Below are 13,740 nucleotides of genomic sequence, written 5' to 3'. Positions count from 1 at the left end.
CTCTCTTTTAAGAAAAAAGAACATATTCATGTAGCTTACTTTCTACTCTCTTTCCTTTAAAATATACACAGTCAACTGTTGCTCTTCTCGCAACGGCTTCTGCAGAGCATGAAGCATCTACTAGAATCATAGACGCCTCATCACCCACTTTAGGCCAATTACGTTTTCCATCTTCGTTCAGTAAAGAGATTCCGCCAGTACCGTACTTTACAATAGAAGCTAATGATTTTTCATCCATTTGACGGAATCTCTCTGCTAATACCGACATTTTATTAATCGTGTTTCCCGTACCAAATGGAGACCAATGATCGGTAATACTATCATGACCAAGTGAAACGTTCATACCAAGTCGGTCTAATGTTGGAATAGGAATGGTTGCTCGTGTAATAGGAACAGTTGTCGTCACATCGATTTGCTGCTCTGTTAATAGAGAAACCATTTCAATTAATGCTTCCCCTTCTAAATCAGCCAATGCACTTCCGTGACTAATAGTGGCTCTTCCCTTTAATCCTGCTTCCTTCGTATAGTGAGCCATTCTTTCAAATGTGAAAGCACCAAGAGTATTCAAATCATGAAGATGTATATCTACCCCAGTACCTGCTTCTACTGCAATATCAAAAATGGTATGTAATGATTTCTCAATGTTACGATCAATTGTGGCAGGATCGACTCCTCCAACAAGTGTTGCACCATTTTTCATAGCATCTCTTACAAGCTGTACAGAGTCACTTCTTAACAACCCGTGTTGTGGGAAAGCGACAATTTCATACGATAAGGAATCTTTGTATTTTTCTAGAGCATTGACTGTTGCTTCTAAATTTTTCAGTCCAATAACAGGATCCACATTACAATGTGTACGAATGTGAGTATGACCATTACGAAGAAGCAATTCGATCATTTTCTCTGCGCGCGCTTGTGCAAATGGTAATTGCTGTGGAAGGATCGTTTGCTCTTCTTCAATACGAGATTGAACTCCTTTTGGAGCCGGTTTAACTGCTTTCCAAGGTCCACCATAATACGTTTTATCAATATGAATATGCATATCTCGTAACGATGGTATTAATAATTTCCCTTCACCATTAACAGTTGGAAACTCATCATTTGGCTCGGTTTGTGCAATTTCAACCATCTTTCCGTCTACAATTTTAATATATGCGATTTCTGTTTGCGTTTTCGTTACTTGCCCTACTTCCTCTACGAATCCTGTTTCTAATACAACATTTGTTAACCAGAATGTGTTCATAACTTTTTTCTCCTCTATTATAAAATTAAGAAGCTCCTTTTTAGTTCTCACAAGCATATGACGAATCCTAGCAATATTCTATCTCTTGGCATTTGACTCTAACCCTAACGCTTAAAACTTAAAGAAGGACACGTTGTGTAGAAAGGACTCTTTTCAATATATACCTAAGACTATTCATATCATCTTAAAATAATTTATTATAAAAATAATATAGACATTTTGTGGGAGAACTAGCGTTTATTAACTACTCCATTTGTAATGGATACATAATCCCTGTATTGTGAAGGGGTCATATTGTTTAAATTCCATTGATATCTATAATTATTGTAATAAGTCATATATTGCTTAATTTCATTTTTCAGTTCGTCTATATTTGTACAAATTTTAATAGAGGCTTCATCTTTAAAGTGTCCAAAGAAGACTCTTGAGGTTCATTATCGTCAACCAATAAATTTCCCCTTACCAATAAACAGTAGTTTTTCCAAGCATTCTTGCTACTCCTTCTGCAAAATAATAATCACCATAAATCAAAGAGCAGTCAACGTCAGTTTCCTCAGGCTTATGTCCGCATGTATGATAATATGAGTGTAGATTTACAATGAAAAGTTACCCACTTTAAGCGCATTCAGCAGTTAGGTCTTAATGTTGATTTTCAAACTCACCTAATGTCACCTAGTCTTGTATGAGGTTCGTGCCCCTCTATGCGGAAGTTTTCCGCTGACTTCCTTCAGATAAAAGAGTCACCTTCTTATCCTTATCTTAAGCTACAGGTTACTATTGCCTCCATATTTCAGGAAATACCTTATAGCCTTCACCTTCTTCCAGGCAGACAAATCAAAGGCTGCCGAGGATTCTCGACAGCCTTTGAACTAGTAATAAAATTACTGGGTTCTACTACTATCCATACCATTTATATTTGCAACTGACTGTTTTGTCTATTTAAGAGCCATTCTTTTGCAATGGCCTTACGACAATATAATCCAGTTCATAAGATCCTTGATCCTTCATGAACATGATCGTATTGGTGCCTTTATTCAAAGGAACCTCTATTTTCGTGGCCATAAAGCGCCCCCAGCCATGTGTACCTTGATATTTCAACGAGTGTACTTCGCCATTGACAATCATTTTGCCTGTCGAGGCATTGTATCCATTTCCATTGGCAAACCAAATATCGACATTATAATTTCCCGCTTTAGGAACAACAACTTGATTGAACTTCACATAGCTTTCAGCAAAATCAATTCCGCCTACATAGCTTCTCCCAGATGCATAGGCTGCGTTGGTTCTTACTTCTGCACGGAATATGTCGGCTTGTTCCGCTTCATATTTGGCTGCACCCGTATCTGCCAAGCTCTCCGTCACTTCAGGGAAATAGGTGATACGCAGGTTTTGCGCTCCATATGGAATCAATTCAATATTTTCAGTCGGCTCTGTTGAAAGAATTGGTCCAACAGGCGGTTCGGCAGCTTCTACGTTATTAGCTGATTTACCCCATGTTGAGATTTTTTTCGCTTTAGCTACCAGCTTAACTGGTGTCGTTGCTTGCTCAAACGGATTCTCAGGCATTGGTCCTGTAATCACATCGATAGATTTCTCTGGATGCTGCCGGTCAATAAGCAAACCGTAGTTCCATGGATTTTCCGCCTTTACACTATACTCATTGAAGCCTAAAGCAGACGCATTGAATCCAGGCACTTCAGCAATCGGCTTGTTTTCAACCTGCCAGCTCTCATTCATTTGCAGGGAATACACAAGTGGACCGCGTTCAATACCAATGGAATTATTGACCCATGTTGTCGTTTTCAGCTTCATCGGCATTTGAAGAACCATTTCGTCACCACTCTTCCATTTTCTGTCTATGCTTACATACTCTCCTGCTTTCACAGCTTTCACAGGCTCTCCATTCACAGTTACGGTAGGACTAACCGACCATGCTGGAATACGGAGTTTGAGTGGGAACTGCACCTTTTTTGAAGCTGTTATGTCAAATTTTATTTGATCTTCAAACGGATAATTTGTGGTCTCATTAATCGTAACGTTTGCATCTTTCAGCCTCACTGATACCTTGCTCGGCCCGTATGCAATAACCCCAATGCCTCCGTCAGCAGATGCTGCCCACATATTCTTTACTAAATATGGCCAACCCATATGCATATTGAAGCGGCAGCACGCAAAACCAGAAGTTGGCGAAGGCATCATACCGTTAGAATGGTTTTGTTTAAAGCCATGATCTGCATAGTTGCTCTCTACTTGATTAGTTAAGGAATAATATTGATGGTTCTTGATTTGCTTATCCATAGCTCCAGGAAGAGAGTTGAAGGCAATTTTCTCCAATGCATCTCCAATGTGCGGATCGCCAAGAATCATTGCAGCTTCTTCATTACTTTGCATCCGCTCTGTAATGGCGCAAAGTTCGACTCCCTGTGTGGAAGAAATTCCAGCAAGCATTTCAGTACCCGAAGGCATACCGGTTATCTGAGTATGATTAGATAAATTTTTCACTCCGGCCTGAAAAGCATCGCGATCATTTTTGGAATGCGAACGCTGGTAATAAATGGCAGGCATTTTAATTGCTTCATTCACATTAACCGTATGAGTAGGATGGAAATCATCCCCAAAATCCTGAAACTTATTATTGTTAAACAGGTCTGCAATTGGATAACCCTGTCCTGCCAGCAAATCTGACAGGTCAAGTAAGAACTCGTCACCCGTATGGTTGTACAACCATACGACAGTATCTATATTATCTCCAACCCGCATTTTCCCCCATTCCTTTAAAGGCTGAGTAGGCAAATGAGTGGCTTGATACTTAAAATAGTTTGTCATAAACGGAAGAACACGTTCATCACCCGACGCTTCGTAATAATCTTTCAGCGCATAAAGCGCTACCATGCGAGGCCACCAATCGTCATTAGCCGGACCGAAAAATCCATCCTCACGTTGACTCTCCAAAATGGCGTTAATCCATTTTTGAGAAGTGGCGATGAGATCCTTATCTTTCAACGTATAAGCAAGAGGAATCAAGCCTTTTAAATAATAAACAGGTCTTTCCCAATCAGATTCCGGCGCTGTGCCTCCAAGCCATGCTGCATCTGTTCCCAATTCGCTATACAGATCCTCCGCATAACCTGTAGCTCCGTCTCGCTGAAGCTCAAGTTGCTTGAGAAGCCAGCCTTTAGCTTCAATTGAACCAAGAGGCAACGGAGTAAACGGTGTCTCAACTAGCGGGTTTTTGTTTGCAACAGGTTCTTTGAAGGTTTTGTCAGGAATCACAAACGCACTTGCAATAAAATTATCAAAAGAAGCTTGAGATTGGTTGATTTGCAATCTAACTCCTCCTTTATCATAATGAACTCGACTTTTATCATTATATTAGATAACTGGAGTACGAGTATCGTTTACGTAGACCTTAATGGTATTTTGGCTGGTTACGACTTTCAGATGGTAAAACTTATTAGGATCGATACGATCAAACACTTTCAATGTTTTCAGGACCTTCCACTTGTTGTTTTTCATTTGATCAAGAGTTACTTTGCCATCACCGTTAATTCCAGCATAATAGCCTCGTATCATTGTGTTAGCCTCTATTCCCTTTTGTAAACACAACTGTCCTTGGCTCTACTAGCTCCACATGAAAGAAAAATCAATTTCCGGAAACCCAACCAACAAGCCGATATTTTCTACTAGAATAGAAATGTCAGCATCTTCAACAAGTTTTAAAAGAAGTTAGCTCTAACCAGAAACCTCTAAGATAGTACTTAAAAAACCTCTCCATCATACTTTCATTTTCCTATACCAGAATTATGACCATTTATAACTTTTGTGACAGCTTCAATCAGCGTATGGATATCAGCATTTAATTGCTCTTTTGCTTTCTCAGAAATGCTGCCATTCTTTTTTATATCCTTTGAAAAGTCTCCTAATTTCTTGACTGATTGCTTGTGATATCCTTTTTGATACTGCTCTAGCGATTGAGAAAGGTTGACATCCAATTGTTTTTTCAAAACCTCACCAATCTCTCCCGATTCAACATAACTTTTAAAAACCGATTCTACTTGATCAAACTTTTCCTGTAAATCATTAAAACCAAGTAATTCTATTTGAGACATAGTAATAGAGGTGGCTCCACCGTTTTCTTTTACCTCAAGTCTATAGTAGGAATAGGCACCAGGGTTCTCAATTTTGAATGGTTTGGTGAAATTACGCCATTGGAAACTTTCATGTTCTCTTTTATCTAGAATATGCCAATTTTCACCATCTTTGGAGCCAATTAATATCCAGCTTTTTGGATCCTGTTTTTTATCCTCTCCAGAAGTAATCGTGTACATCAACACTTCCTCGGGTCCATTCTCGAAACGATATTGTACCCACGGATTATTATTTACTATTGACAATTTAGTTTGAGAGGTATTGTCAAATAGCCTTTCTGCATCACCTTCATCGGAATGAAGAGATGTCCCTTCATTATGATCTGTTAAATCAAACATTGTAGTAGGTGGCAAGGAAGTACCGTTTGTTGCTGTATCAGTGATCGACTTAGGTAAGGCGTCTACACCTATTCCCCATTTTGACGGCTCGCTTCCCATTTCAAACTCCAATGTGGCTCCTTTACTCAGCGTTTCATGGGCTATCGTTAACTTATCATGATTTTTATCGTTTACTTTTAGGTTTTGTACGTATTTATTTTCATTGCTGACATTTGGAGCTTCGATGATTATTTTCCCCCCATTTTCAAGGGTGATCGTCATTTTCTTAAAATAAGGTGCTCCAATTGCATATTCAGGTGTGCCCATTTGCAACGGATAAAATCCTGCAGCACTGAACAAATACCATGCAGACATCTCTCCGTTATCTTCATCACCTGAATACCCCTGGCCAATTTCACTTCCAAGATAAAGTCGTGATAATACTTCACGAACTTTTTCCTGCGTTTTCGCTGGTTGTCCAGCATAGTTATACATGTAAGGAATATGATGGGAAGGCTGATTACTATGCCCGTACATTCCCATCCTTACATCCCTAGCTTCAAGCATTTATCCAGTTTTTCCGCTATAATGCCCTGGGTGAGAGGCTGTCTCGGGAGTGGAGAAAAATGCATCCAGTTTTTCCGCCAATCCATCTCTACCTCCATATAGATTTGCCAACCCTTGACCATCATGTGGTACGTGGAATGCCATATTCCAAGCATTTGTTTCTGTATAATCACCGCCCCAAACTTCAGGATTGAAGTTATCAGCAGGGGTTCTCCATTCACCTGACGGCTCTTTTCCCATAAAGAAATTTACATTAGAATTAAACATTTCCACATAGTTCTGCGCTCGCTCTAAATAATAATTGGCAGCCGTACAATACTGTTTATGATCTGGATTCGACTTATCTGTCTGCTTTGCCAGCTCTTTTGCTATATTCGCAATAGCAAAGTCATTGATGTAACCATCCATTGCCCACGACAACCCTTCATCAGTCGAAGTGCTTGTATAACGATTAAAAATAGACGTGGACAACCCTTTTCTGCCCACACTCTCATTATCACTAGCTACGGAGGCATTCTTTAAAGCAGATTCATAAAATGCTTTCACATCAAAATTTGTTACTCCTTTTAAATAAGCATCAGCAAAAGCAACATCAGAACTTGTGCCAACCATCAAATTAGCATAGCCAGGCGAAGACCATCTCGATATCCACCCGCCATCCTTGTAATGTTGTACAAAACCATCGATCATCTCACCGGCAATGGTTGGTGTAAACAAGGAGTATGCTGGCCAGGTCGTTCTGTACGTGTCCCAGAAACCATTATTGATAAAACACTTACCATCAACAATTTTGGCACCTGTCTCAGTGGGTGTGTTTTCTTCCGTTTGCTCCAAAAATGGACTAGCATACTGATAGTTAGGTTTTTCTTCAGTGCCCGAATTTTCATACCCAATATTCGGATATAAGAACAACCGATACATGTTGGAATATAAAGTGGTAAGTTCGTCTTCGCTTGCTCCTTCCACTTCAAGTATTTTTAGTTTTTCTTTCCATGCTTTTTTTGCATCTTCTTTCAAACATTCAAAAGAAGAATCAAATTTAATATCCTGTTCAAGATTCTTTTTTGCTTGCTTAACGCTAATCAGTGACGTAGCTATTTTCATTGTGACTGTTTTGTCCTCACCCGAGGTATTGAAACTAAAATAGCCTGCAACATGATCCCTGTTCTCTCCAGATAACTTCCCGCTGTCAGTTACTTTCTTATCAAATGATGCATAAACGAACATCCTAGTAGCACCGTCAGAAAGGTTGCTTTTTACATCTGTAAAGCCAGTGATTGTCTTTTGGTCTGGATATAAAGACAAGCCACCATTATTGTTTACATTGTCAAAAATCAAATTTGATTTTCCATCAGTAAAAGTAAACCTAAACATTGCGGCACGGTTTGTGGGCGTCATTTCCGTTTGAATACCATTCTCAAATGTAACACTATAATAATGCGGCTTTGCTATTTCATTTTCATGTTTAAATGGAAGCGCTCGTTCATTTCTGTTAGCACTAGGTTTTTCTGACGCCGAGGGCATTACTTGGAATGTCTGACGATCTCCCATCCATGGGCTTGTTTCATGACTGAGAGAAAATGCCTGGATTTCTGGTAAATTTTCCGAGTTATTCGCTTGTTGATAAGTGTAAAGCCAGCTAATAGAACCAGCGTCTGTCACTGGCGTCCAGAAGTTAAACCCATGAGGAACCGCCACTGCCGGGAAATTGTTTCCTCTAGAAAATGTGGAATTTGAGTTTGTCCCTCTCAAAATATTTACATAATCAACAGGACTTTCATATGTTTCCTCTTTCGAATCCCCTTCAATTTTAATATCATCTATACTACCCTCAAAAACCCCAGGACCTTTTGGATTGTCATAAGCCACTAAAATTCGATCAATGGTTTTTCCTTCGGCCACTTTTCCTATAACAGATGATTTATAGTTCCATTGATTCGGATATAAAGTATTTGATTCCCCTTGTGCCTTGGGATTTAATTCAATACCATGCTGGTCCTTTGCCCCAATTTCACTAAGATATGTTCCATCAGTAAATGCAAGATCGATAGATACGTAGGTACTAGAATAATCCCTTTGTTCCTCATCCATAAACTGTGGATGAAGATAATAGGAAAGTTTTGACTTGGAAGTAACTGCAATCTTTACGTCAAATACTTTATTATAAGAGTAAGCTCGGTATTCTGGAACATGCCTACCAGAATACCGTAAAGCTTTTCCTCCTGTCCATCCTGCATTGGCTTTTCCTGTATAACTACTGTTCGGGCCATCCCCTATTTCTGAATTCATATTAGAAATTTCACATGCCAGCCATTTTGTTTGCTTATTGTGGTCCACCAAATTATTAGCTTCTTCATTTGGCGGCTTGTCTGCACTTGCAGAAACTTCTTCTATTAAATGAGTGATATTCCCTTGTATTGAATCATATGGAATACCTTTGATACCTGAGGCCATTTTTTTTCCTTCACTATCAGTTTCAACAGTGTTTTCCCAGGTAGGTTGTTTGTCCCCTTCCTCAAACGAAGTAAAGAAGTCTATTATTTCAACTTCTCTCGCAGAGACTGGACAAACAACTGGTTGAGTAACATTATTTTCACCCATGTACACTTGTCTCCTCAATGGATTTTTTCCTCATCATGTTATTGATTAAGTTTTGGTGTAGTTCCTTATAAATATGAAGGATTAGATATCTAGTCCTCAACTTGATCTTACGGTTGAATTTACGTCTTCGTTACTTACTACGCCATCGGATTGATTCAATAATTTAATAAAGAGGCCACCTACAACCGACCGATTCTGAAAGTTTATCTGCTTGCCAGTGACCGTGTCATACCAATCGGTAAATGGTACTCGACTTTGCGTTTCATTCAAGAAATCCCAAAGTGGTGTGATCATTTGTTCAAAATCTTCCTTCGATTTTGCCATTGATGCACACCATACAAGCCAATCAGACTTCGTATATGTATTCCTGTTATCGAGAGGTGTTCCGAATTTGTTCTGTTTTGAAATGTAAAAAGGGATTTCTTTTTCTACGATTTCTTCTGGAAACAGGTTTAGTCCGAAAATTCGATCCCATACCAAGTTATATTTAAGACTCCATGTCTCTTGTGTACTATCAAAAGTAAGTTTGTAATGATCTTCTACTGCGGCCATTCTTACCCATTGAGATGCCATCTCTTTTGCCATTTGAAAATAAACTTCTCCATCCTTTTCATCAAGCATATTGCACATAAGCGAATAGGCACCGATGCCGAGTATTGCTTTGATGGAAAGGTTAGCATTATGAGCCAAATGCCCTGCAAAGTCATCCGTACATAATTGGTTATCTGGATCAAGTCCGTTTTCTTTTAAATAATTCGCCCAGTCGGTCAAAAGGGCCCAGTTCTCTTTTGCAAAGCCTGCATTTTTTTCATATTTACAAATTGAAGCGGCCATAATCAACATGTTCCCACATTCTTCGATTGGCATCTGGTATTCTAATTTATTTTCACCGTAAACTTGGCCGTTTGCTTTCGGATAACAACCCACATCATGCGGGGCAAAATTAAAATTCCACTCTTTGCTACTAGCATATCGATATATAGGCCTCATCATGCCTTTGACAAGCTCCGGATTGTAGCGTAAAAAAAGTGGGATAGATGGATAACTGACATCAACAGTGGCAACGCAGCCATTGCTGAAGTTTTCTTTTGATAAAAATAAAACTTCTCCTTTTTCATCAACAACCAACTTATGTGCTGCAATCGCCTGCCTGTAAGCAAGTGACAGCATATCCTTATATTTTTCACCACCCGCACTTTTACTGTCATTGATCAGCTTATGGTTAAATTCTTCACACCTATTTTGGATATCCTCATATTGCTCCACTGCCAAGACAAGCATTTCTTCGAACGTTAAACCGTTCCTACGCCAATAGGCACCCAAATGTTTCCCAAAATATTCGATTGAATGAATATCATCGTACGCTAAAAGCAAATAGTGTGAAGATTGAGACTCTTGAACCTCACCAATATCTAATACAGCTGCCATTACTGGAGTATCGACTATTACCGGCCTTGGCTGCTGTTCATCGTCTTCCATTAGCAATTGTCCGGATTCCACAAATTGTTTCCTACCATTGTATGATTGTATAACCGTTTTTAGAGAGGTTGTTTGAGGTGCCGCTAGATAACAGTACCCCCAATCAATCCTCGTATCATCTCCTATACGTTTTAGAATTGGCTGTTCTTCAGTACCCATGCGCATAGCTACGATATTGTCATTAATCATTTTTCTAGACCAAACTATTTTTTGATTCGGTGTGTTCACACACAATTCGCCAGATACATCAAAATAAATTTTGACATCATGGGACTTGCCGTCTATAGAACGAACACTGAAAGTTACGTATGAAGCAGGTCTTGTCAATAAATCTAAATCATCAAGAAGCAGCGGTGTAGTAAAACTAACTTCAAGCTCGATACCGTCACCCTCAAATAAATATGAGCTAGTTAAAGGATCAACTTTTAAACTTTTTTGAATCAAGATATCGGGTTCTATGTATTCTGCATCAGAAGCCATCTCTACTTTACCCATGAATCTTCTAGGCTTACCATCTACCATAATCAAACCAACCATGCTGTTACGTTTGTTTGTCCAATGCACCGTATGATCATCATAAAGATGATCTTCTGCTGACCAGACACTGAAATATGGATCAACCGTAACTAGTGGAACGGAAGGGGGTCTAAATGTTTTTTTCATAGTAACACATCTCCTATTATCTAATTTATTGTTCTATTCACATAAGTGAGAAGGAGAGCGTACTGCTCTCCTTTATGCCTGTATAGTACGGTATTGATATCAATTAGTTTGATGTCCGGTATCTCATGAAATCTGTTCCTTCTTTTGCTTGTTTTGATAACTCATCATCGACGTCTTTAATTCCTACATTTTTTAACGCTTCTTGTGATTCCTTAATTAATTTTAGAGCTTCTTCTTCTGATTTTGAATGAATGGCTTGTAGGACTACATCCCCTAACGTATCAAAAACAGGCTGGATTTGCTCATAATTTTCATGTCCCTTAAACACATTATAAGGATCTTTTCCTTCAATTGGCTTAATCCCTTCTGGGGACATAATTTTCTTGAATTCTTCTTCTACTTTATATCTTTCATCATATTGATATCCAAACGCACCACCTGCTAATGAAACTGCACGATATAATCCTGCTAATGTACCGTAAGAAGAACCGATTCCTTCATTATGCAATGCTTTAGGGTCCTCTTTTAATTTATCAACCCATTCTTTTTTCGCTTGAACTTTGCCATCAACCATATCGTAATGAACGCCCTCGATACCATAGTTTGTTAAAAGGAACCCTTCATCAGATGCCAAATAATCTAACATCTCCATGATTTCATCTAATTTATCCTTGGAAACCGTATTTGGAACAGCAATGAGTTGAGAACCAGTTACATTCACTTCTGTTCGATAAGGATCCCCGTTGAAATCATTTAATGGCCCTAATGGAACAAACTTATCTTGAAGTCCTGCTTTTACTAATCCAGACCATAATCCAGGGAACTGATTTGGAACTACTGCATAACGCCCTTGAGTAAACTTTTCCTCCGCAATAGCGCCGGTTTGTGTATATGCCTCTGGATCAAGTAATCCATCATTACGTAGTTTTTGCATGTATAAAATATAATCTTCATATTCTTTTGTTAAAAAGTTCAATTCAGCATTGCCATCTTCATCAATCATCCAACTAGAAGATCCTGCAACTGGTACAAACATCTCAGACATAATGTCTAATGGCCAACCAGTTCCCCCAGCTCCCAAAGGAAAAACTGGTTTACCATTAACCTCTAGATTCTCATCTTTTACAGCTTGCAGAAATTTGTAAAGATCCTCCGGTGTACGTACAGATTGTGGATCAATCCCTACTTTTTCTGCGATGTCTTTATTAACATATAATCCATATAACCAGTTAATGACATCTTCAGATGTAGCTGGAAAACTAGCATGCAGCATAAATTGACCGCCCTGTTGTTGACTAATAATACTATCGTATAAAGAAGTTGACATATTTTCCTTCTTTACTAGTTCAGCAAGATTTGGATATTTTTCAATATACTCAGTTAAATCATGAAGCTGCCCTTCGTTCGCTGCCTTTAACAATGTTTCACTTTCTTTTCCCCAAGCAGGACCTGTATACAAGTCTGGAAATTCTCCGGTAGCAAAAACTTGAGTGATTTTTTCTACTTCACTTAATCCTTTTGGATAGTCAAATTCCATTTTCACTCCTGTTTCTTCCAAAATCTTTTTGGCAACAGGATTATTTTCAGCATCTTTAGGTTCATTTCCATCTGAACCAGCCCAGTTATGCAAAACCTTTACTGTAATAGGTCCCTCCTTACCATCAGTACTCGTTTCCTCACTCTTTTCCTGACAAGCAGCTAAAATTGCGAGCAACAAAACTAACAACAAAGTCATTACTAGCCTAAATTTCTTTTTCATCTTACTCCCCCTAGAATGATATATTTTCTTTCATATAATAAACTCCTCTATTGAGAAGACCTATCCCTTTACTGAACCAATCATGACGCCCTTGACAAAGTATTTTTGCATAAATGGATAGACACATAAAATTGGTAAAGTCGCCACCATTAAAGTTGCCATACGCAATGATTCTGGCGTAGTTTGCGCTACTGATTGTAGTCCGATCGAAGTTCCTGTTTGTGAAGCATTCTTTGCTGCATCAGCTTGTGCTATTGATTGACTCAAAAGATCATTAAGTAAGGTCTGAACAGGCAATAAATCTTTATTTGTAACAAAGTAGGTTCCTGTAAACCAATCATTCCAGTGAAATACACCTATAAATAGTCCAATTGTGGCAAGTACAGGTGTAGATAATGGCAAAATAATCTTCATAAAAACTTTAAAATCCCCACAACCATCTATCTTCGCTGACTCTTCTAATGAATTAGGCAGTTGCTGAAAAAAGGTTCGAAGCACAATAATATTGAAAAAATTATATAAAAATGGAATAACATAAACCCAAAATGAGTTGATTAATCCCAATTCTCTAAACAAAACAAATGTAGGTATCATTCCTCCGCCAAACAGGGTTGGTATAAAGATAAAAAAGGTAAAGAAAGTTCTTCCTGGTAGTGTTTTTTTCGTTAAAGCATAAGCAAATAATGCACTTAAAAACACATGTAAGGCCGTTCCAATCACTGTACGAAAAATAGTAATTTTATAGGCTTCCAGAAACTTAGTATCTTGAAATATCTGAATATAGTTTTCAAATGTAAACCCTTTAGGAAGAAAATAAATAGGGTACTTCATTGCCGCCACCCCATCACTAAGTGAATAAGCTAAAATATAGATAAAGGGGTAAAGAGTACTAAAAGCAAAAAGTGCTAATAATGTATAATTAATGATAGAAAATATCGACCACTTTCTCCCACTCATTTAAG

7 protein-coding genes and 2 pseudogenes are annotated in these 13,740 nt (G+C 38.5%); all 9 read right to left on the bottom strand.

The window, feature by feature from the left end; genetic code table 11:
• Positions 1-7: 7 nt before the first annotated feature.
• The 9 genes and pseudogenes from WCV66_RS16490 to WCV66_RS16455 all read right to left on the bottom strand — a co-directional run bounded on the left by WCV66_RS16490 (position 8) and on the right by WCV66_RS16455 (position 13,735).
• The gene (locus WCV66_RS16490; protein ID WP_338786136.1) at positions 8-1,243 is read right to left on the bottom strand and encodes an amidohydrolase; all 1,236 of its coding nucleotides are present in this window, start codon (positions 1,241-1,243) and stop codon (positions 8-10) included.
• Between the two features lie 230 nt (positions 1,244-1,473).
• Positions 1,474-1,703 (bottom strand): annotated as a pseudogene (locus WCV66_RS16485) (IS3 family transposase); the annotation flags it as partial.
• A gap of 479 nt (positions 1,704-2,182) precedes the next feature.
• Positions 2,183-4,570, bottom strand: a complete 2,388-nt coding sequence (locus WCV66_RS16480; RefSeq protein WP_338786135.1) for a beta-L-arabinofuranosidase domain-containing protein — start codon at positions 4,568-4,570, stop codon at positions 2,183-2,185.
• A 45-nt stretch (positions 4,571-4,615) separates the two neighbouring features.
• Entirely contained in the window at positions 4,616-4,816 is a 201-nt protein-coding gene (locus tag WCV66_RS16475; RefSeq protein WP_066338928.1) for a hypothetical protein, read from the bottom strand.
• A gap of 209 nt (positions 4,817-5,025) precedes the next feature.
• Positions 5,026-5,352: an FIMAH domain-containing protein gene (locus tag WCV66_RS26845; RefSeq protein WP_413789674.1), complete on the bottom strand. Its 327-nt coding sequence runs from the start codon at positions 5,350-5,352 to the stop codon at positions 5,026-5,028.
• A gap of 528 nt (positions 5,353-5,880) precedes the next feature.
• Positions 5,881-8,367 (bottom strand): annotated as a pseudogene (locus tag WCV66_RS16470) (GH92 family glycosyl hydrolase); the annotation flags it as partial.
• Between the two features lie 606 nt (positions 8,368-8,973).
• The gene (locus tag WCV66_RS16465; RefSeq protein ID WP_338786134.1) at positions 8,974-11,019 is read right to left on the bottom strand and encodes a glutaminase family protein; all 2,046 of its coding nucleotides are present in this window, start codon (positions 11,017-11,019) and stop codon (positions 8,974-8,976) included.
• A gap of 103 nt (positions 11,020-11,122) precedes the next feature.
• Positions 11,123-12,778 (bottom strand): extracellular solute-binding protein, encoded by a 1,656-nt coding sequence (locus tag WCV66_RS16460; protein WP_338786133.1) that lies wholly within the window; start codon positions 12,776-12,778, stop codon positions 11,123-11,125.
• Between the two features lie 60 nt (positions 12,779-12,838).
• On the bottom strand, positions 12,839-13,735 hold the full coding sequence (locus WCV66_RS16455) for a carbohydrate ABC transporter permease (protein ID WP_338786132.1): 897 nt from the start codon (positions 13,733-13,735) through the stop codon (positions 12,839-12,841).
• Positions 13,736-13,740: the final 5 nt, after the last annotated feature.

The organism is Metabacillus rhizosphaerae, from assembly GCF_037201795.1.
GTDB lineage: Bacteria > Bacillota > Bacilli > Bacillales > Bacillaceae > Metabacillus > Metabacillus rhizosphaerae.
The sequence above is the reverse complement of the archived record's forward strand: the minus strand, read 5'-3'. Positions and strand labels throughout refer to the sequence as shown.